The sequence below is a fragment of the Labrenzia sp. PHM005 genome (assembly GCF_006517275.1).
Classification (GTDB): domain Bacteria; phylum Pseudomonadota; class Alphaproteobacteria; order Rhizobiales; family Stappiaceae; genus Roseibium.
Genome location: NZ_CP041191.1, coordinates 6,000,748 through 6,020,055 on the forward strand (window position 1 = coordinate 6,000,748; position 19,308 = coordinate 6,020,055).

The window sequence follows — 19,308 nt, forward strand, 5'->3', positions numbered from 1 at the left end:
TTACAGAGCAGATCAAAGTGTTTTTTTCCATCTACCCAGCGCACTCTTTAGGACAACTAGTACCGATTACCTCTTCCAACCTAACCTTATCCCATGATGTTTACTCCGAAATCGGCCGCTCCAATATACAATGAATGTCTGTTCGCCCGATTTCTTCAAAACCATGGCGGCGATAGAGTGATCCCACCGGATTCCAATGCAAGTACTCTAGCCTCACCGGTAATTTCAACTGATCTGAGATAGACAGGCAATGGCTTAATACGCATGAACCAATTCCTTGCCGTTGGAAATTCGGAAACAAATAGAATTCACCGAACCTGACATGGTCCGCAATAACCTGAAATGACAGCGTTCCAAGGCGAGAACTCCCTTTACGAATTTCAAAGAAGGGTTTTTCGGAGAAGCGCCGAACATGTAAATCCCGCTGAAAACTCTCGTCCCAGCCCCAACGCGGCACAATGTGCGGCCACATCGCCGCACGTTTTGCTTCGAAGGCAAAATCAATGTCGCTCGGAAGTGTTTCCAGCTTTGGAAATGCTATGTCTGGTTTCAGGTCAGGAATGTGCATATAAGCAGAATAGACTTGGGGTAAAGACGGTGCCACATATCGCGTTACATGCAGACAGCTAAGTGCGCGCGCTTTTATTCGACAAAGAAGAAAAAGCTCATCATTTTCAATTAGGTAACACCAGATAATTTTTGGACTCGCCGATCCCGGGGTCTCTGCTTGAGCTTCGCTTGGTATGACCAAATGGGGGATTATTACACTCAAACGCCCGCGAAATTCGCGGGCGTTTTCTATTGCTTAGCGGTCCACGTTTGCCGCCCTGGACTTGATCAGGGGCCTCGTGATTGTTCCTGAGGTCCCGGCTCGGAGGCCGGGACGGCAGATTGGAAACCAACAGTTTCCGATACTCAGACGACGTTCGCTTCGGTCTTGGCTTTGACTTCGTCCAGGGAAACATCCGGAGCGAGTTCAACAACCGTCAGGCCGTGCGGCGTGATGTCGAAGACGCCGAGACCGGTGATCACGCGGTCGACACAGCGCACGCCGGTCAGCGGCAGGGAACACTGTTTCAACAGCTTCGGGTCGCCTGCCTTTGAGGTGTGGTCCATGATGACGACGACGCGCTTGACACCAGCGACGAGATCCATTGCACCGCCCATGCCCTTGACCATCTTGCCCGGGATCATCCAGTTGGCGAGGTCGCCGTTCTGGCTGACTTCCATCGCGCCGAGGATCGACAGGTCGATGTGACCACCGCGGATCATGCCGAAGCTGTCGGCAGATGAGAAATAGCTGGTCTGCGGCAGTTCAGTGATGGTCTGTTTGCCGGCGTTGATCAGATCGGCATCGACCTCATCGTCGGTCGGGAACGGGCCCATGCCGAGCATGCCGTTTTCCGACTGCAGCGTCACATGCATGCCGTCCGGAATGTAGTTGGAAACCAGTGTCGGGATGCCGATACCGAGATTGACGTAAAAGCCGTCGTGAAGTTCTTTTGCCGCGCGCGCGGCCATATCGTCACGTGTCCAGGCCATGTTTTTATCTCCTCAACTCGATCAGGCTTCGCGGATGGTGCGCTTTTCGATGCGCTTTTCATGGCTGCCGACAATGATGCGGTCGACAAAGATACCGGCGGTGTGGATGTTGTCCGGGTCAAGTTCACCGACCTCAACCAGCTCTTCCACTTCCACGACTGTCGTTTTACCAGCAGTTGCCATCATCGGATTGAAGTTCCGGGCGGTCTTGCGGTAGATCAGGTTGCCTTCCTTGTCGGCTTTCCAGGCTTTGACCAGGGACACATCGGCAACAAGGCCCGTTTCCATGATGTAGGTGGCGCCGTCAAAGTCCTTGTGCTCTTTGCCTTCCGCAATCAACGTTCCGACGCCCGTCTTGGTGTAGAAGCCCGGAATGCCGGCACCGCCCGCACGGATCCGCTCTGCAAGCGTGCCTTGCGGGTTGAACTCCAGTTCCAGTTCGCCGTTCAGGTATTGCTTTTCGAAGGTTGCATTCTCGCCCACATAGGACGACACCATCTTTTTGATCTGGCGAGTCTGCAACAGCAGGCCAAGACCAAAATCATCCACACCAGCGTTGTTGGAAATCGCAGTTACATTTTGAGCGCCAGAATCGCGCAGAGCCACGATCAGGTTTTCCGGAATGCCGCACAGGCCGAAACCACCGGCCATCACCGTCATACCGTCAAAGGTCAGTCCTTCCAGGGCAGCCTTTGCGTCCGGGTAGACTTTGTTCATTTTTCACTCCCGTTTGGTGTCGTAACGCACATGCGCGGCACATTCGCCGCTTGTTTTCCTTCGGTCAAGGGAAATGATGCGTTGCAGCGAAAAACATGAACGGATAGTCAGCTCCCACGGTTTACCCTGTTTGCCGATTGTCGTATGCGAACAGCATCTTGGCTCATGGACATGGTTTTGTGCAGCCCTGGATATGGTATGTAAAACCTTAACGGTCAAAACAACATATCGACGAAAGACGCGGGGCACCTTGTACCAATTCCTGTCGACCCTTTTTAAGATTGCAGTGATTTCCCTGCTGGTCGGCGCGGGCCTGTCGTTCGTCAACATTTCCGCCGAAGACATTCTGGGTTCAGTCGGCCTCAGCCCGATGGAGCTCTGGATTTACCTGCACCTGTTCATCGACTGGGCGATCCCGAACATGATCCTCGGTGCCTTCATCGTGGTGCCGGTCTGGCTGGTGATTTATCTGTTCAGGCCACCACGGGCTTAACCCTCAGCCCCAAACGCTGCGCGCTCGTCCCGCTCCCTCTGGAGGTGCTGGCGCTTGGTGACAATGGACGCTGCGATCACGCCAACGGTCACAAGAGCCACCAGGATCGTACAGACCGCATTGATTTCCGGTGTCACGCCGAGGCGTACCTGCGAATAGATCTTCATCGGCAGCGTAGTGGCCCCCGGCCCGGTCGTGAAGCTGGCGATCACCAGATCATCCAGCGACAGGGTGAAGGCCAGCATCCAGCCCGCGATGACACCGGGCAAGATGATCGGCAGAGTGATCAAAAAGAAGGTTTTGAAGGGCGGGCAGCCGAGATCTTCTGCCGCTTCTTCAATCGACTTGTCGAAGCCAACCAGCCGGGATTGCACAACAACTGCGACATAACACATTGCAAAGGTCGTATGCGCCAAAATCACCGTCCAGAACCCGCGGGCTTGATCCATGGCTACGAACAAGAGCAATAGGGACAACCCGAGGATCACTTCCGGCATCACGAGCGGCGCAAAGATCATCCCGGAAAACAGCGACCGGCCCATGAAGCGGCCGGACCGGACGAGAACTAGCGCGGCCATGGTGCCGAACACCGTGGCAATCGTAGCCGAGACAAAGGCGACCCGAAGCGTGACCCAGGCGGCATCCAATAGCTGTTTGTTGTCCAACAGTGAAACATACCACTTCACCGAAAAGCCGCCCCAGACGGTCACCAACCGGCTCTCGTTGAAGGAATAGATCACCAAAAGCACGATGGGCAGGTAGAGGAACGCAAAACCCAGAACGAGCGACGTGATGTTGAACCAAGTGGGGCCGCGCGTCATCCGTCCTTCTCCGCCATTTTCTGTTGCTGATTCTGGAAAAGAACGATCGGGATCACCAGGATCATCAGCAAGATCACAGCGACCGCCGAGGACACCGGCCAATCCCGGTTGGAGAAGAACTCGACCCAGAGCGTCTTGCCAATCATCAGCGTGTCTGACCCACCGAGAAGATCCGGAATCACGAACTCACCGACAGCTGGAATGAACACCAGGAAACAGCCTGCAATAATCCCCGGAAGCGACAAAGGCACCGTGATTTTCCAGAACGCCTGCCAGGGTGGACAGCCCAGATCTTCAGCGGCTTCCAACAGGCTGCCATCCAGTCTTTCAAGGCTCGCATACAGCGGTAGAACAAGGAACGGCAGATAGGAGTAAACGATACCGATATAAACCGCGATGTTGGTGTTGAGGATCACCAGCGGTTCATCGATCAAACCAAGCATCATCAGGAACTGGTTGAGCAGCCCCTCATTCTTTAAGATGCCAATCCAGGCATAGACCCGGATCAGAAAACTGGTCCAGAACGGCAGGATCACCAGCATGAGCAGCGTCGGCCGCCAGGATTGTGGACTGCGCGCCATACCATAGGCAATCGGGTAACCGATCAACAGCGTCAGAACGGTAGACACAGCCGCGATCACCACTGACGACACATAGGACTTCCAATACAAAGCGTCCTCGGTCAGCCAAACATAATTTTCAAAGGAAAACTCGGCGGCGTTTTCCCAAATCCCCTGAAGGCCTTCAGCCAGATCAAATGTTGGGAAATAGGGTGGGATGGCAATCGCCACCTGCGACAACGAGATTTTGAAAACGATCAGAAACGGCGCCAAAAAGAAAATCAGCAACCAAAGATAAGGAACTGCAATCAGAACCCGGCTGCCGAGCGAGCGTTTGCGTGGGGGAGGAACCGGTCCGCTCATCGTCTCCCCCTATCTTTCCAAAATCACGCCGGCGTCCCGGTCGAATGACAATATGACGTCGTCATCCCAAGTAATCGGATTTTCGACCAGGCGTGAGACGTTGGCGACAGTGGAGCGCAGGATGTCGTGGTCTCCAGCTCCGATTTTCGCGTGAAAAATCGAAACGTCGCCGAGATAGGCGATGTCCCAAACAGGACCGGTGATTGCATTGACGCTTCCAGGTTCGGTTTTGCCTTTTGCGACCCGGACTTTTTCCGGGCGGATTGCATACCAAACTGTGTCTCCGGCGCTTGCTTTGCTGGATTGATCGGTTTCGATCAAAAAATCCCCGATGACTGCTTTCAGCCGCGAACCATTTTCGTTGGCCTCAACGACCTTCGCCTCGATCAGATTTACGTCACCAATGAAATCAGCGACAAATTTCGAATTCGGCGCCTCATAGATTTCTGCGGGTGTCGCAACCTGAACCAGTTCGCCGTGATCCATCACCGCGATCCGGTCGGCAACTGTCATGGCTTCTTCCTGATCGTGCGTCACGATCAGGAAGGTCATCGCCAGTTCTTCCTGCAAGGCCATCAATTCGAACTGGGTTTCTTCCCGCAGCTTCCGGTCGAGCGCCCCCAAAGGTTCATCGAGCAAAAGCACCTTTGGACGTTTGGCGAGCGATCGGGCCAAAGCGACCCGCTGCCGCTGACCGCCAGAGAGCTGGTGCGGCTTACGCTTTGCAAAAGGTTCAAGTTTGGTCAGGCGGAGCATTTCCGCGACCCGTCCCTCAATCTCGTCCTTGGGCAAATTGTCCTGTTTCAATCCAAACGCGATATTCTTTTCCACCGACATATGCGGGAAGAGCGCATAAGACTGAAACATCATGTTGGAGGGGCGGCGGTGCGGCGGAATACCAGCAAGGTCCTGCCCGTCGAGAAATATCTGCCCCGACGTTGGCGTTTCAAAGCCGGCAAGCATCCGCATCAATGTTGTTTTTCCGCACCCGGATCCGCCGAGCAGCGCAAAAAACTCTTTCTCATAGATTTTCAGAGACAGATCATTGACCGCGGTAAAAGAACCAAACCGTTTCGTCACATTGCGGAATTCGATGAACGGCGCATGGTCGGGGTTTTCCCAGGGAACAAAATCCCGCCGCACCGGCCCGATCGTTTTTTTAGCCAAGACTGCCCCCACCCCAAGAGAAACATAGACACGTGTTTTCTGCCGAGCCGGAACTCCGGCCCGGCAGGTCACTCTGCCTTATTGGCCGCTCTTCACGGCGGTCCAGGTGCGGGTCAAGATGCGCTGCGCTTTCGGCGGATAGGCCGTCACAGTGTACAAGTTCGCAACAGCTTCTTCGGACGGATAGATGGCCGGATCGCCAATCACATCGTCGTTCAGAAGCTCTTGCGAGGCTTTGTTGCCGTTGGCGTAGTAGACATAGTTCGATGCCTTCGCCATGACGTCCGGCCGCATGATGTAGTTGAGGAACTCATGCGCCTCATCCATGTTCGGCGCGTCCGCCGGGATCGCCATCTGGTCGAACCACATCTGTGCGCCTTCTTTTGGAATGGAGTATTCCACGGTCACACCATTGTCGGCTTCCGCAGCCCGGTCACGGGCCTGCAAGACATCGCCGGACCAGCCGACAGCCAGGCAGATGTCACCATTGGCCAGCGCGTTGATGTATTCTGATGAATGATATTTCTGAATATAGGGGCGGATCGACTTCAAAAGCTCGCCCGCTTTTTCAATATCACCGCGGTCCTTGCTGTCCGGATCAATGCCGAGATACTTCAGCGCCGCCGGCACCATTTCAGCCGGCGCGTCCAGCATGAAGACACCGCAGTCTTTCAGTTTTTCCAGGTTTTCCGTTTTGAAAAGAAGATCCCAGCTGTCGACTGGCGCGTTATCACCGAGTGCGGCTTTCACTTTTTCAACATTGTAGCCAATGCCGGTGGTGCCCCACATGTAGTTGATCGAATAGGCATTGCCAGGATCGTATTTCTCGACCCGTGCTTCAATGTCCTTCCACATGTTGGAAAGGTTCGAAAGCTTGGAGCGGTCCAATTTGGAGAACACACCAGCCTGGATCTGACGGGATAAGAAAGACCCCGTCGGAACAACCACGTCATAACCGGTGCCGCCAGCCAAGAGTTTGGTTTCCAGAACCTCGTTAGAGTCAAAGACGTCGTAGACGACTTTGATCCCGGTTTCCTTGGTGAAATCCTCCAGAATGGATTCATCGATATAATCAGACCAGTTGAAGACATTCACTGTCCGGTCTTGAGCCATGGCCCCGCCGCTCAGAATGCTGAGCGAGGTCACGGCAATGAGCATGTTTTTCAGTTTCATGTTGGCACTCCCCTGCAACGGATGGGCTTTTTCTCTGCCCCTTTTCCAAACGGATACAACCGCTTGCTGATCTCACTTCCTCTGTTTTGAACTTTGGCCCCGCACCAGCATTTTTGTCCAGAACGGATTTTATGCAATCTCGGCACACAAATGTGCATCGGCGGCGTCACAGATAGGTTTGCCGCTCCAAGGACGAGATTTCCCGCCCGAATTCGTTCAACTCTTCCCGCTTTATCTCTGTCAGAACTTTATGCATTTCTGCGCCGACGGCCCGCTTCATTAGTTTTGACGCTTCAAATGCATCGATGGCCTCATCCATCCAGGGAGTCAGCCGCTTTTTCCGTTTTTCATATGCATTTCCGGTCACAGGCGCCGGCGGATCTTTCTTTAATCGTAGCCCCTCCATCATCCCGGACAGGATCCCGGTGAGAACCAGATACGGATTGGCGTCTGCACCAGCGATCCGGTGTTCCACTCGTGCAGCTTCTGGAGAAGATGCCGGTACCCGCAGTGCGACCGAACGGTTGTCATAACCCCAGCAAATCGATGCCGGGGCATAAGACCCCGGCTGCATGCGGCGGAAACCGTTGAAGGTCGAAATGAAGAGAAGGAGTGCTTCCGGCATCGTCTTCAGCAAACCATTTATGGCGTAGCCAAGGCGGGCTGGGCCTTCATCCGGGTCGGCAAACAGATTGCCGTTGTCATCTTCCATAGAGACATGAACATGCATGCCATTGCCTGGCCATTCCACAAACGGTTTGGCCATAAAAGAGGCTTTCAGTTCATGCTTTCGGGCAACCCCAGCAACAAGCCGGCGCAGAAGCACCACATCATCGGCAGCAAGTAGCGGATCACGGCGATGGTGCAGGTTCAGCTCGAACTGGCCGGGAGCTGCTTCTGATACAGCGGCATCAGCTGGTATCCCTTGCGCTTCACAGGCCTTACGCAAATCGTCGACCACTGGCAGCAACGCTTCCAGGTCCGACAACGCGTACATGTTTTGCCGCGCCGGGCCCAGATGGGTTGAGAACAACGGTTTGGGCTGCTCCGTCCAGTCGCCGTCGCTTTCCTCAAACAGATAGAATTCCAACTCAAAGGCACATGTGGCTGAAACGCCAAATTCCTGCTTCATTTGCAAGACGGTGTTTTCAAGTACATGACGCGGATCAGCCGGAAACGGTTCGCCATCCCGATCATACATGGAAAGCAGCACCTGAGCCGTTTTACGCTCAGTCCAGGGAACCAGTTTTAAAGTTTCCGGGATTGGCCAGCACACACCGTCCTTGTCACCGGTTTCCAGGTGCATGCCGGTGGCTTCCACCTCCCGGCCCCAGACATCCAGGCCGAAGAGCGAATAGGGAAAGGCAACGCCGCCTTCAAACACCTTTGCCAGCGCTTTGCCAGGCAACCATTTGCCACGCAGAACTCCGTTTGTGTCCGGCAGGACAACTTCCAGGGTGTCCAGGTCGGAATGCTCTTCCAGAAAGGCTTCGAAGGCCGACTTCCAACCGGGATCTGCCGGATGTTCCAGTATCTGGTGCGGAAGTTCGTTCATAGGGCCTCAGCTTTTCCGGTTCACGGCTGTGTCGATGGGGCAGACTGCGACAGCCATTGCGTTCCTGAAAAAAATGTGATCACTTTCCGGCAAGCCTGTCAAGTTACTCTGGCGCTCAACCTGATCTGCCTAGGCAAGGAGGACTGCATTGTCCGCAGACTTGGCAAAAGACACTCCCACACCCCCGACGTCCCCACGCGGCGCGGCACGCGGTCTTGTAGAGGCTGCCGTTCGCACCGGTCTTTTGACCGGCCGCTTCATCCCGGGCAAGGCTGTGACATTGCGGGGTCTTGCTGCTGATCTTGGTGTCAGCCCGATGCCGGTTCGCGAGGTTTTGCAACGGCTGGCAGCCGAAAACGCCCTTGAAGTCAAAGCCAACGGACGGGTGCAAGTACCGGATATGACACCGGCCCGATTTGATGAAGTTCTGAAAGCCCGCCTGCTCCTAGAACCCGAACTGGCCGAACGCGCACTCCCCTTCTTGAAAAGCAAAAACATCAGAGACCTTCAGAAAATCGATGATGATATCGATGCGTGCCTGATTTCAGGGGATGCGGAATCTTACATGCGGCTCAACCACGCTTTTCATTTCCAGATCTACCAAGCGTCCGCGTCACAGGTGTTGCTTCCTTTGGTAGACAGTCTATGGCTGCAATTCGCGCCCTTTATGCGCACCGTCTACGGCCGGGTTGGGACGGCGAGCCTGGAAGACCGGCACAAAGAAGCAATTGAAGCAATGAAGACGCAGGACGCCGCGGCTCTTAAAGCGGCAATCTCGGCCGATATCGAGGACGGTATGGGTTTAATGGGAAAAGCGATACTGGATGCTGCAGGCCCCGCTTGAACACATTTCCAGACTGTGTCATTTTGTGATCACAAAAATCTCTTGATTGAGAAAATCCGGGACCTTTGGTTTTTGGCAAGGCAGCGTTGGTATGGAACCAGCTTCCACCTACAGACCACATCCCCAACCGCCGGAGCCAACCCGTGACGGATGAAAAATCAGAATCTGAAACTCTCGATCCTTTGTCGAACCTGCGCGGCGTAAAAGACGTCGATACCGCTCGAGACTGGCTGAAGGTCAGAAACATTGAGGATATCGAGTGCATCGTTCCGGACCTGGCGGGCGTGGCGCGCGGCAAAATGATGCCGACCGAGAAATTCTTCTCCGGCCCTGTCATGACCATGCCAGCCTCGATCTTCGCGCAGACGATTTCCGGTGACTATCCGGAAGACGACGACCGCTTCCAGCACAATCCTATCGACGGCGACCTCTTCTTCCGCGCTGACTACAGCACGCTGACATCCGTTCCTTGGGAAAGTGATCCGACAGCGCAGCTTATTCACGATGCCTACACACGCGAAGGTGCCCCAGTTGAAACCGCACCGCGGAACGTCCTTAAGCGCATCTTGAAACTCTATGACGACAAGGGCTGGAAGCCGGTCGTCGCGCCGGAAATTGAGTTTTATCTGGTCCGCCCGAACACCGACCCGGATGATCCGTTAGAGCCGCCGACAGGACGGTCCGGGCGGCCGGAAGTTGGCCGGCAGTCTTATTCCATTTCGGCTCTCAATGAATTCGACGATCTTATCGACGACATCTATGACCTGTCGGAAAAGCAGGGTCTGGAAATCGACACCTTGATCCACGAAGAAGGTGCCGCGCAGATGGAAATCAATCTGCGCCACGGCGAACCGCTTGCGCTGGCCGATCAGGTTTTCTTGTTCAAACGCACGATCCGCGAAGCTGCCTTGCGCCACGGCATGTATGCCACGTTCATGTCCAAACCGATGTCGAACCAGCCCGGTTCTGCCATGCACATCCACCAGTCTGTGCTCGACAAAAACACCGGTCAGAACATTTTTGCGGGCGACAACGGAATGGAGACGGAAGCCTTCCTGTCCTTCATTGCCGGCCACCAGACCTATCTGCCGCTGGTCACGCCGATCATGGCGCCCTTTGTGAACTCTTACCGGCGGTTTTCGAAAACCTCGACCTCTCCGGTGAATGTCTATTGGGGGTATGATAACCGGACCGTCGGTTTGCGTGTCCCGCACTCCAGCCCGGATGCCCGGCGCCTGGAAAACCGGATCCCCGGCTCCGACGCCAATCCATATCTGGCCATCGCGGCGTCCCTGGCGTGTGGTTATCTCGGCATCGTAAAAGGCATTAAGCCTGATGCGCCGCGCATGGACGATTGCACGGAATTGGCAAAATCGCTGCCACGTGGCCTGCCGGAAGCACTCACCAAATTCGAAAACTCCGATGACATGGTCGAAGTATTTGGCGAAAAGTTCGTCGCCACTTACCGGGCCATCAAATACGAAGAGTTCGAAACCTTCATGTCGGTAATCAGCCCTTGGGAGCGGGAATACCTCCTGCTCAACGTCTGATCACAGCTTATTTTCCCTTGGAGTCTTTGCCATGACGGCCCATTCCAACATCTACCCGACCAAGGCCCTTCAGGAACTGGACGCGGCCCATCACTGGCACCCGTTTTCCGACATGAAGTCTTTGAACGCGGAAGGCAGCCGGATCATCACCAGCGCGAATGGCGTCTGGCTGCAAGATTCGGACGGCAAACAAATCCTGGATGGCATGGCGGGTCTTTGGTGTGTCCAGGTGGGCCATGGCCGCTCGGAAATCACCGAAGCGGTTACCAAGCAGATGAACGAGTTGGCCTATTACAACACGTTCTTCAAGACGACCCACCCGCCGGCCATCGCGCTTTCTGAAAAGCTGGCAAAGCTTGCACCAGATCACATCAACACGGTGTTTTATTGCTCGTCCGGCTCGGAAGCCAACGACACGGTCTTCCGGATGGTCCGTACCTATTGGGACAAGATGGGCAAGGCGGACAAAAAGGTGATCATCGGCCGCTGGAACGGCTATCACGGCTCCACCCTGGCCGGTACCAGCCTTGGCGGCATGAAGGCCATGCATGCGCAAGGCGATTTGCCGGTATCCGGTGTTCATCACATCGATCAGCCCTACTGGTTCGGTGAAGGTCAGGATATGAACCCGGATGAGTTCGGTATTCACATCGCCCGCAAGCTGGAACAGGCCATTGATGAAATCGGCGAAGACAAGGTTGCCGCCTTTATTGCCGAACCGATCCAAGGCGCCGGTGGTGTTATCATCCCGCCCGACACCTACTGGCCGGAAATCAAACGCATTTTGGATGAACGCGATATCCTGTTTGTCTCTGACGAAGTCATTTGCGGTTTTGGCCGTTTGGGTGAATGGTTCGGTTCCACCTTCTACGGCATGAAACCGGACCTGATGCCGATCGCCAAAGGCCTGACCTCAGGCTATCTGCCGATGGGCGGTGTCATGGTGTCTGACAGGGTCGCCGAAGGTTTGATGAACGCCGGGGACGATTTCAACCATGGCTACACCTATTCCGGTCACCCGGTTTGTGCGGCTGCCGCCCTTGCCAATCTTGAGATCATCGAACGCGAAGGCCTTGTCGACCGGGTCAAGAATGACATTGGCCCCTACCTCAAAGAGCGCTGGTTGAAGCTGGTCGAGCACGAACTCGTCGGCGAAGCCCGCATGACCGGGCTGGTTGGCGCGTTGGAACTGGTTCCCGACAAGAACAACCTCACCAAGAAATTCTCCGACGTTGGTGTGCCCGGAAATCTCTGCCGCGACATTTCCTTCGAACACGGCATGGTCATGCGCGCGGTCCGCGACAGCATGATCATCTCCCCGCCGCTGGTCCTGTCACACGAGGAAGCCGATCACCTGGTAGCAACAGCTGAGAAAACGCTGAACGATACCTATCGGATTCTGAAACGGGACGGTTGGCTGAGCTAAGCCCAGAGTGGCGGCTTTTGAAAAAGCCGCCACCTAACCTCGAACTTGCATAGGAATGCGTTGGTCTCAGAAGTGCTTGTGATTGCCGCTTGTTAGGTGGTGTTCAGCATTTTCGTCTTCGACACTTGCATGTGAATTTCCTTGAGCTTGGAAATCACGGTAGGGAGACCCGTTTTGCAATGGCTGAGCTGGTTTGGAGACCTTGAAGTCGCCGTGTGCTTTTCCCGGATTTGTGGCCCTCACAAAGACTGCAAATCCGACTAGGAATATGGTCAGGCCAATCCAAACCGGAACAGGAATAGCCAATAGTTTTTCGATCGTTTCAATCATTGTTGTCAGCCCATCCTGTTGAAAGACCTTAGGTATATCAGGTTGATACTTAATAATTTCAATCTATAGATGTACTGACTGCGATCCAGTCTCTGAACTGCCGCATCGCTCCTGTCTCTTTCCGGGACTTGAGCCAGGTCAGCCAATAACGCCCCAGAGATACCGACTGCGGAAACGGCTGCACCAATTGACCTGAACTCAGTTCTTCCTGAAACATTGCCACTGGTACCAAAGCAACACCGACCCCTTGGGCGGCAGCCCCTGCCATTGCGATTGAAGAATCAAACACCCATCCTCTCGGGGCGGGCGGCTCAACACCTGCTGCCTGAAACCATCGGCTCCACTCGTCATGACGGTAAGACCGCAGCAGTGGTAAGGACTTCAGGTCCGAAGGCTCCTTCAGATCCCGCGCCAGGTCAGATGCACAAATTGGAGACAAGGGCGCTTCGATGAGCGGTATGGCATTGGTGCTGTGCCAAGCGCCATCACCGAAACGGATGAAATAATCGAGACCGTCTTCCAAAAAATCTGCACGGTTGTTGTTTGTTTTCAAGCGGACATCCACGTCCGGATAGATTTGCGAGAACTCTTTCAGCCGGGCGATCAGCCAGCCATTGGCAAAGGTCGAAACAACGCCGATTGTCAAAACCTCTTGGAAATTACCGTGTTCGAACCGGCTCAGCGCTGCGCTCATCCGATTGAACGCATCGTTTAAAACTGGCAGCAATGTCTGTCCTTCATCGGTCAGCACCACTCCGCGCGGCAAACGGTCGAACAATGAAATCCCAAGGACGGCTTCCAGCGATTTGACCTGATGGCTAACAGCGGTCTGAGACACCCTGAGTTCCAGACCCGCCTTGGTAAAGCTGCCAAGCCGGGCAGACGCCTCAAAAGCGCGCAGAGCATTGAGCGGCAGTTGCGATACGTTCATCTGAATTCACCGGGCCTTGTCACTTAAATTTCCGGCGGGCTTTTAGCCCAAGATTTTCTCATGCCTAATCCGAGAAACCATCATTTGTCGATCCCTCAAGTTCTTCGCATAGTCCGCCCACCGATCGGATTTGCTTCAGAACCGCGGCTGAAGCCTCCCAAACTTGAGATGATTGGACACTTCTTATGATGTTTCGAAAACCGCTCTCACTTGGCGCAGCAGCGCTTCTGCTTGCCCTGATTGGAGTGCCGCCAGCCCTTGCTACCGAGTTCAACCCCGCCCCCCTCCAAAAGGCTGCAAACGAAATTGAAAACAGGTTGAAAACCCGCATCGGGATCGCAGTCTATGATCCGGAAAATGCGATTGAGTGGGACTATAATGGCGACCAGCGCTTTCCCATGAACAGCACCATGAAGGCGTTTGCCTGCGCTACTCTCCTTCACCAGGTCGACACCGGCAAAAGCGATCTTGGTCAGCCGGTTGCGATTGAAGAAGACATGATCGTCAAACATTCGCCGGTGACGAAGGACCACATTGGCTCTTCAAATCTAACCTATGCGGACCTGTGTGAAGCCACCGTCACGACCAGCGACAACACGGCTGCGAATCTTGTTCTTCAAGAACTCGGCGGACCTGCCGGATTGACGGCCTTTATGCGATCGGTCGGCGATCAAATAACCCGGCTTGATCGCTACGAACCAACACTTAATGAAGGAACACCGGGCGATCCACGGGATACGACCACACCACGTGCGGCGGCAGAAACACTGTATAAACTGGTCTTTTCAAATGCCTTGTCAGATGCGTCCCGCAACAAACTCGCCGGTTGGCTTGAAGGCAATTTGGTCGGCGATTCCACACTCCGTGCCGGCCTACCGGAAGGGTGGAGGATTGGCGACAAGACCGGCGCCGGTGCCTATGGATCGCGCGGCAACATAGCGATCATCTGGCCGCCAAACCGCAAACCTCTCGCACTCGTGGTGTATCTGACGGAAAACAAGGCTGCCTTTAAGGTCCGCAACAAGGCAATTGCCGAAGTTGGTGCCGCTTTTGCTAGGTCACTGGAGGCTACACACTAAAACGCAGAGGACATGATAACCTTGCTCCGACTTGCCCAATCTGGAGCAAGGTTTCGAGAATCCAATCAGCTAAATTTCCAATTGTTTTCAGTTTTTCTCATCCCCGCTGTCGGATAAGGTTCAAGCCATTCGTTCCTTGGTCACCTAAACGGAGGATGACCCAATGCTTTTTTCGATCCTGATTTACAATGATGAGAGCTTCGCAGATGCTCTCAGCAAGGCCGAAATGGATGAGCTGATGAGCAAACACGGCGATTTTCACCGTCACACCAAAACCGACAAAAGTTTTGGCGCAGCGGTCAAACTGATGTCGACCGGAACTGCCGTGACGATGCATCGAGAGAACGACGATGTGCTGGTGACTGACGGCCCATTTGCGGAGACCAAGGAACAGTTTCTTGGTTTTTATCTGGTCGATTATCCGACCCTCAATGAGGCTATGGAAGCGGTGAAGTTGTTGCCGATTGAATATGGCAGAGTTGAAGTCAGGCCGGTCGAGTTTTTTGAAGGCGCTGACTACAAAAATGGCGAGCGAATGGTCGTGAACGAGGCCTTTCTGGAAGATGTCGATTCCATGCCCGAGCAGGTTTAAGGGGTCGCGGGCAGTTGCCGCACATGCACGGAGCCTGGCTCTCCACACATGTCAAAGCAGCCCGGCCACGGGTGTTGGCCGCGCTCAACCGCTATTTTCAAGACATTGATCTCGCTGAAGATGCCTTTCAGGAAGCCTCTATCCGCGCGGTCAAGACTTGGAGCGATGAAACGCTCCCCAAGGACCCCGTTGCATGGCTGATTGTCGCTGGACGCAATTACGGCATTGACCAGATCCGAAAGCGAAAGCGCGAGGCCCTGACATCTCCTGAAACGTTCGAACCAATTCCCGATGAGACATATCTCTCGGACGACATGCCAGGCGCACTCGATCAAGCCCATTTCCGGGACGATGTTGTCCGGCTCCTCTTTACGTGTTGCCACCCGATTTTGCGCAAGGACCAGCAAATTGCTTTGGCGCTCAAGATTGTCGCCGGTCTGTCAGTCGATGAAATTGCGCGGGCGTTCCTGGTCCAACCCAAAACGATGGAACAACGAATTACCCGGGCGAAGAAGAAAATACAGGCCGCAAAACTAAGCTATGAGGAGCCCGATGCGACCCAACGCACCGAAAGGCTGCAATCGGTGGCAAATGCCATCTATCTGGTGTTCAACGAAGGTTATTCGGCGTCTCAGGGTGAAGCTATCATCCGGGAAACGCTGTGCGATGAAGCTATCCGCCTAGCGCGGTTGCTGGTGCGCCTGTTTCCGGAAGAACCGGAACTCAAGGGGCTGCTGTCCCTCTGCCTTGTCCAGCATTCCCGAAGCACTGCCCGTGTGAGCGAAGACGGCATGCCAATCACATTGGACGAGCAGGACCGCAACCTTTGGGACAAAAACCGGATTGCTGAGGGGACCGTTCTTCTCGAAACAGCGCTTTTGAAACACGCTCCCGGCCCGCTTCAAATCGAGGCGGCCATTGCGGCAACCCATGCCCGGGCAAAAACCTATAAGGAAACCGACTGGGCGGAAATCGAGCGTCTTTACCGGGCGCTTGACCACATTCGCCCCTCCCCGGTCGTCAAACTGAACAGGGCAGTCGTTCTCGCCAAAATCAACGGACAGGAGGCCGCTTTACGCCAGCTGGAACCGCTGGCCAGTTCCCTGTCGCGCTATGCCAGCTTTCACGCGGCCAAAGCGACCCTGCTCGCAGAAACCGGAAACAGTGATGCCGCCAAATCAGCCTTCGAAGAGGCAATCAAATTGGCGGGCACAGAAACCGAACGCGCGCACCTTCTGAAGCAACTAAAAAATCTCAAATAATTTTCTCGACCCTGTCGGATTTGCTAAATCGCCGCCGTCCTCTGACCACCTGGATCAACCAGGACACAAAGTTAAGAGGACGAGACATGAGCAATCCAATGCAGACACATGGCACTTTCAGCTGGATGGAACTTCACAGTGGTGATGGCGCAAAGGCCAGGGCTTTTTACACCGATCTTCTTGATTGGGGCACCGAGGATATGGAAATGCCGGACGCCACTTATACCGTCATCAAAAATGGAGAAGACAAGGTCGGCGGGTTTCCGCCCATGGCCGCAGACAAAGCACATTGGCTCCCTTATGTGACTGTCGATGATGTCGATGCGCGGGTCGCCAAGGCGAAGGCTTTGGGGGCGACTGTTCTTGCAGAACCCTTTTCGGTTCCAACAGTCGGCCGGATGGCAACGATTTCCGACCCGGTTGGCGGTGTGATCGCGCTGATCACATATGAATCCCAAGCCTCTTGATCAATTTGCGATCCAGGAAGCCGGCAATGAACACTTGCCGCTTCCATGCCCTTAAGGATGACCGCTATGGACCTTCTAAATTCGCTTTCCGTCACACTTCTGTTTGCTGCCGTGTTTGCCCTTATTCAAATTCCCATGACCATCGCTGTTGGTCTCCGCCGGGTGCAAACCAACATATCTTTTTGGGACGATGGCGACGAAACACTGCAAAAACGGATGCGCGCTCACTGCAACTTCACAGAAACCGTCCCGATCGTCTTGATCGCCATGGCGGCGGCTGAAATTGCAGGTGCGCCCGCCTGGCTGATTTGGGCTGGCGGCACTTCGCTTCTGCTGGGCCGGCTGATCCACTACACTACGATCGTGACTGTCGGGTGGGGGAATGGCCGGGCTGTCGGCATGCTTTTTACAATGGCGCCAATGGCTGTATTTCCGCTTTTTGTGGTTTTGCGGCTCACCAATGCCGTCTGACAGCCAGACGTAAAATAGACCGGGGACGTGCCCCGGTCTTTTCTTGTCATCTGCCCGTAATGCCCGGAAAGGCAATCAGAAGAGCAACCGCTAGAACCTGCAGCGCAATGAAAGGCAGGAGTGATCTGAAGATCGTTGCCAACGATATGTCCGGTGGCGCAACACTCTTTAGGTAAAACGCCGCTGGCCCAAACGGTGGAGACAAGAACGACACCTGCATGTTCATGCAGAACAGAACCCCAAACCAGACCGGGTCATACCCAAGGGTTTTGATGATCGGCACAAAAATCGGCATGGTTAGCAAGGCGATGCCAACCCAATCCAGAAACATGCCAAGCACGAACAAGATCAACATCATGAAGAGCAAGATGATGGTGGGATTATCCGAGACACCGGAGATCAAGGCAGACACGAACTTGATGCCACCCATCAGATTAAAGACACCGACGAGCGCGGATGCGCCAATGCCGATCCAGACGATCATGCCGACCGTTTGAAGGGTTTGCAGCGCTGCGCCCTTCAACAATCCAAGCGTGAATTCACCGCGCACGACCGTCGACAGGAGCACGCCGGCAACGCCGACAGCGGATGCCTCCGTCACACTGGCAATCCCGCCATATATGGACCCCAGAACGCCCGCAACGACGGCAAGTGGTAAGATCAGGCCTTTCAACAGCCGCAGCTTTTCCGAAAGCGGCGTGTCTTCGCCTTCCGGGATCGGCGCGATGGACGGATTGAGATAGGCCCGAATGAGAACATAAGCGACATAAAATCCGGCCAGCATCAAACCCGGAATAAAGGCAGCAGTGAAGAGATCCCCAACCGATACATTTGCGGTCAGGCCGTAGATGATCAACACGATTGATGGCGGCACCATGGTGCCAAGCGCACCACCTGCGCAAACCACCCCGATGGCGAGATGTTTGTCGTAGCCAAGGCGCAGCATTTGCGGCAGGGCAACCAGCCCAAGCAAAACAACCTCACCGCCAATGATGCCGCTCATCGCGGCCAGGATCACTGCCACGACAATCGTCTGAATGGCGACACCGCCGCGCAACCGTCCGCCCAACAGCTTCATGGCATCAAACAGATCCCGTGCGATCCCGGAGCGGTCCAAAATGGCCGCCATCAGGACGAACATCGGCACGGAGACAAAGACGAAGGATGAGACAAAGGAATAAACGCGGCTGGTGATCAGCGGCACAACCATCGGCCCGAACCAGCCCAGCGCAAACACCAGCGCCACAAGCAAAGTCACAAATGCCAGCGGAATGCCGGACACGAGCAGCGCCAGCAGCATCACGAACATGAGCAAGGTGCCGCTCTCAATTCCAAGCGGCTGCAAAGATCCGAAGAATTCCATTACCGTTTGCCCCGCGCGTAATTGACGGCAAGCACCAGAAACTGGAGCGCCATTGCCACGAGGACACCAAGAAGAAAGACCTTGATCGCCCCTGGAAAAACAGGATCCCAGGCGCTACCCGACCGTTCGAGCCGGAAGCTACCGTCCGGCCGGAATGCGGCGCGCAGAACCATCAAATAGGCTGCCCAGGCGAAAAAGGCGCTGGAAACCGCACAGATCAGGGAAATGATTACGTTGAATATGCGGCGCACGTTATCGGGCAATGCATCGTAGATCAGAACAACCCGAATATGCCGGTCCCGAACCGTGCAATAAAGCCCGCCATAGATGAACGCGGCACCACATAGAAAAATCGTGGTTTCATGTGCCCAAATCGTTGGTGCGTTGAACACGTAGCGGAGGAACACCTCGTTCAATAGAACCAGCATCGACACAACAATGCCGCCTGCAAACAGGATCCCACCCTTGTCAATCCAGCGTCCAAGTAGCCCGGCTTCGGCAATTGCACCGGGATCCTCATCTTCTTTTGTTTGATCTTCTCTGCCGGTCACATTTGCCCCCTAAACTGCCCGATAGAAAACGGGCGCAAACTGCGCCCGCTC

General features: G+C 54.7%; 21 protein-coding genes. 9 read left to right on the plus strand and 12 right to left on the minus strand.

What is annotated here, in order from left to right; genetic code table 11:
* Positions 1 to 100: 100 nt before the first annotated feature.
* From FJ695_RS27160 to FJ695_RS27170, 3 genes are all read right to left on the minus strand, one after another.
* Positions 101 to 772, minus strand: a complete 672-nt coding sequence (locus FJ695_RS27160) for an N-acetyltransferase (protein ID WP_209010836.1) — start codon at positions 770 to 772, stop codon at positions 101 to 103.
* 143 nt (positions 773 to 915) lie between these two features.
* Entirely contained in the window at positions 916 to 1,542 is a 627-nt protein-coding gene (locus FJ695_RS27165) for a CoA transferase subunit B (RefSeq protein WP_141188361.1), read from the minus strand.
* Between the two features lie 21 nt (positions 1,543 to 1,563).
* The gene (locus tag FJ695_RS27170; RefSeq protein ID WP_141188362.1) at positions 1,564 to 2,259 is read right to left on the minus strand and encodes a CoA transferase subunit A; all 696 of its coding nucleotides are present in this window, start codon (positions 2,257 to 2,259) and stop codon (positions 1,564 to 1,566) included.
* Positions 2,260 to 2,509: 250 nt separating this feature from the next.
* On the opposite strand from FJ695_RS27170, the gene FJ695_RS27175 reads away from it, so the two are divergent.
* Positions 2,510 to 2,752: a DUF6460 domain-containing protein gene (locus FJ695_RS27175; protein ID WP_141188363.1), complete on the plus strand. Its 243-nt coding sequence runs from the start codon at positions 2,510 to 2,512 to the stop codon at positions 2,750 to 2,752.
* On the opposite strand, the gene FJ695_RS27180 is transcribed toward FJ695_RS27175, so the two are convergent.
* The 5 genes from FJ695_RS27180 to FJ695_RS27200 all read right to left on the minus strand — a co-directional run bounded on the left by FJ695_RS27180 (position 2,749) and on the right by FJ695_RS27200 (position 8,391).
* Complete coding sequence (locus FJ695_RS27180) at positions 2,749 to 3,573, minus strand: ABC transporter permease (protein ID WP_141188364.1); 825 nt, start codon at positions 3,571 to 3,573, stop codon at positions 2,749 to 2,751. The genes FJ695_RS27175 and FJ695_RS27180 overlap by 4 nt on opposite strands.
* On the minus strand, positions 3,570 to 4,496 hold the full coding sequence (locus tag FJ695_RS27185) for an ABC transporter permease subunit (protein WP_141188365.1): 927 nt from the start codon (positions 4,494 to 4,496) through the stop codon (positions 3,570 to 3,572). Before FJ695_RS27185 ends, FJ695_RS27180 begins: the two co-directional genes overlap by 4 nt.
* 9 nt (positions 4,497 to 4,505) lie before the next feature.
* Positions 4,506 to 5,663, minus strand: a complete 1,158-nt coding sequence (locus FJ695_RS27190) for an ABC transporter ATP-binding protein (protein WP_141188366.1) — start codon at positions 5,661 to 5,663, stop codon at positions 4,506 to 4,508.
* Between the two features lie 78 nt (positions 5,664 to 5,741).
* Positions 5,742 to 6,836: a polyamine ABC transporter substrate-binding protein gene (locus tag FJ695_RS27195; RefSeq protein ID WP_141188367.1), complete on the minus strand. Its 1,095-nt coding sequence runs from the start codon at positions 6,834 to 6,836 to the stop codon at positions 5,742 to 5,744.
* A 166-nt stretch (positions 6,837 to 7,002) separates the two neighbouring features.
* Positions 7,003 to 8,391, minus strand: coding sequence for a glutamine synthetase family protein (locus tag FJ695_RS27200; protein WP_141188368.1), 1,389 nt, complete (start codon positions 8,389 to 8,391; stop codon positions 7,003 to 7,005).
* Between the two features lie 148 nt (positions 8,392 to 8,539).
* Here FJ695_RS27200 and FJ695_RS27205 point away from each other — a divergent pair, with 148 nt between their 5' ends.
* The 3 genes from FJ695_RS27205 (at position 8,540) to FJ695_RS27215 (ending at position 12,211) form a co-directional block, all read left to right on the plus strand.
* On the plus strand, positions 8,540 to 9,235 hold the full coding sequence (locus FJ695_RS27205) for a GntR family transcriptional regulator (RefSeq protein WP_209010837.1): 696 nt from the start codon (positions 8,540 to 8,542) through the stop codon (positions 9,233 to 9,235).
* Between the two features lie 119 nt (positions 9,236 to 9,354).
* Positions 9,355 to 10,785 (plus strand): glutamine synthetase family protein, encoded by a 1,431-nt coding sequence (locus FJ695_RS27210; RefSeq protein WP_209011231.1) that lies wholly within the window; start codon positions 9,355 to 9,357, stop codon positions 10,783 to 10,785.
* A gap of 31 nt (positions 10,786 to 10,816) precedes the next feature.
* Positions 10,817 to 12,211 carry an aspartate aminotransferase family protein gene (locus FJ695_RS27215; protein ID WP_141188370.1) on the plus strand — a complete coding sequence of 465 codons (1,395 nt, stop codon included), beginning with the start codon at positions 10,817 to 10,819 and terminating at the stop codon, positions 12,209 to 12,211.
* Between the two features lie 66 nt (positions 12,212 to 12,277).
* On the opposite strand, the gene FJ695_RS27220 is transcribed toward FJ695_RS27215, so the two are convergent.
* Positions 12,278 to 12,541 (minus strand): hypothetical protein, encoded by a 264-nt coding sequence (locus FJ695_RS27220; protein ID WP_141188371.1) that lies wholly within the window; start codon positions 12,539 to 12,541, stop codon positions 12,278 to 12,280.
* A gap of 58 nt (positions 12,542 to 12,599) precedes the next feature.
* On the minus strand, positions 12,600 to 13,472 hold the full coding sequence (locus tag FJ695_RS27225; protein ID WP_141188372.1) for a LysR family transcriptional regulator: 873 nt from the start codon (positions 13,470 to 13,472) through the stop codon (positions 12,600 to 12,602).
* Positions 13,473 to 13,657: 185 nt separating this feature from the next.
* Here FJ695_RS27225 and bla point away from each other — a divergent pair, with 185 nt between their 5' ends.
* The 5 genes from bla (at position 13,658) to FJ695_RS27250 (ending at position 17,343) form a co-directional block, all read left to right on the plus strand.
* Positions 13,658 to 14,551 carry a class A beta-lactamase gene (gene bla, locus FJ695_RS27230; RefSeq protein WP_141188373.1) on the plus strand — a complete coding sequence of 298 codons (894 nt, stop codon included), beginning with the start codon at positions 13,658 to 13,660 and terminating at the stop codon, positions 14,549 to 14,551.
* 163 nt (positions 14,552 to 14,714) lie between these two features.
* Entirely contained in the window at positions 14,715 to 15,143 is a 429-nt protein-coding gene (locus FJ695_RS27235) for a YciI family protein (RefSeq protein ID WP_141188374.1), read from the plus strand.
* Positions 15,144 to 15,166: 23 nt separating this feature from the next.
* Positions 15,167 to 16,405 carry an RNA polymerase sigma factor gene (locus FJ695_RS27240; RefSeq protein ID WP_141188375.1) on the plus strand — a complete coding sequence of 413 codons (1,239 nt, stop codon included), beginning with the start codon at positions 15,167 to 15,169 and terminating at the stop codon, positions 16,403 to 16,405.
* 86 nt (positions 16,406 to 16,491) lie between these two features.
* Positions 16,492 to 16,872 carry a VOC family protein gene (locus FJ695_RS27245; protein WP_141188376.1) on the plus strand — a complete coding sequence of 127 codons (381 nt, stop codon included), beginning with the start codon at positions 16,492 to 16,494 and terminating at the stop codon, positions 16,870 to 16,872.
* A gap of 66 nt (positions 16,873 to 16,938) precedes the next feature.
* Entirely contained in the window at positions 16,939 to 17,343 is a 405-nt protein-coding gene (locus FJ695_RS27250; protein ID WP_141188377.1) for an MAPEG family protein, read from the plus strand.
* 46 nt (positions 17,344 to 17,389) lie between these two features.
* Here FJ695_RS27250 and FJ695_RS27255 read toward each other — a convergent pair whose 3' ends face one another.
* Together FJ695_RS27255 and FJ695_RS27260 are read right to left on the minus strand one after the other, a co-directional pair.
* Positions 17,390 to 18,706 (minus strand): TRAP transporter large permease subunit, encoded by a 1,317-nt coding sequence (locus FJ695_RS27255; RefSeq protein ID WP_141188378.1) that lies wholly within the window; start codon positions 18,704 to 18,706, stop codon positions 17,390 to 17,392.
* The gene (locus FJ695_RS27260) at positions 18,706 to 19,257 is read right to left on the minus strand and encodes a TRAP transporter small permease subunit (RefSeq protein ID WP_141188379.1); all 552 of its coding nucleotides are present in this window, start codon (positions 19,255 to 19,257) and stop codon (positions 18,706 to 18,708) included. Before FJ695_RS27260 ends, FJ695_RS27255 begins: the two co-directional genes overlap by 1 nt.
* Positions 19,258 to 19,308: the final 51 nt, after the last annotated feature.